General features: G+C 73.7%; 1 pseudogene. It reads right to left on the minus strand.

The window, feature by feature from the left end:
• Nucleotides 1–100: 100 nt before the first annotated feature.
• Nucleotides 101–911: pseudogene (locus ABTU92_RS29325) on the minus strand (DNA (cytosine-5-)-methyltransferase); the annotation flags it as partial.

The raw sequence follows: 911 nt of genomic DNA on the forward strand, positions 1-911 counted from the left end.
CGCTGAAGGCCCGGAGCGGCGGCCGGCGGGACTGTAGTCGATCGTTCTGCGCGCGTCCAACCGACCCCTTCACCGCGCCCCGGCGAGGCACAGCGCGCCATCAACGACGCGGCGGCGCGGATCGCCTGTGGCGTGTCGTGCGCCAGAACGCGGCCGCGAGCGCCGGAAGCCGGTCGGCGCGGGCGAGGCCGGCGCGATCCTCCATCCGCTCCAGGTGGAGTCGGACGCGCTCCAAGAAGCCCGGCGGAAAGCGCAGTCGGCTGCGTTCCGTCCGCTCGAGGAAGCCGCGCGTGGCGCGCACCGACAGCGGCTTGCCGGGGTGGCGCAGGAAGTCGGCGAGGGGTGGGCGGGCGCGGCGCACCGGAAAGGTCCCGATCTCCACCAGGCGACGCGTCTCGCCGTCGAAACGCGCCGCCTTGGGCCAGTGCCCGTCCGCCCCGAGCGAGGCGTCGCGCGAGGTGTCGTACCGGCCCGGCGCCGCGAGCCTGCGGCCCAGCCAAGCCGCGACCGGGACCGTCACGGCGTTGCCGACCAGGGACCACCGCAGCGACGCCCGTCCGACCGATGCCGCGGGTCTCGTCCAGTCGGTCGGAAAGCCCTGGAGGCGCTCGGCGTCGCGGATATCGGGCGTGATCACGTCGCCGCTCGGCATCAGGATCGCCGGCGGTGAGGCGATGCCGACCGTCGAGCCGTTCTTCAGTGTCGGAACCGCGTCGGGCGCCCAGCCGAGTCCACGGATGCCCTCCGTCCAGTAGAATCCGTGCGCGTGGGTGTCGAGCATCGTGGTGCGCTCGCTCGGCGCGTGATCGTCCGCCAGCAGAACGTCGGCGGGATCGCAATCCGTCCGCGTCGCCACGAAGAGCACCCGCTCTCGCCGCTGCGGCAGGAACGCGAGCGAGTTCACCACGCGG

This window comes from Rhodoplanes sp. SY1 (assembly GCF_046000175.1).
Taxonomy (GTDB): Bacteria; Pseudomonadota; Alphaproteobacteria; order Rhizobiales; family Xanthobacteraceae; genus Rhodoplanes.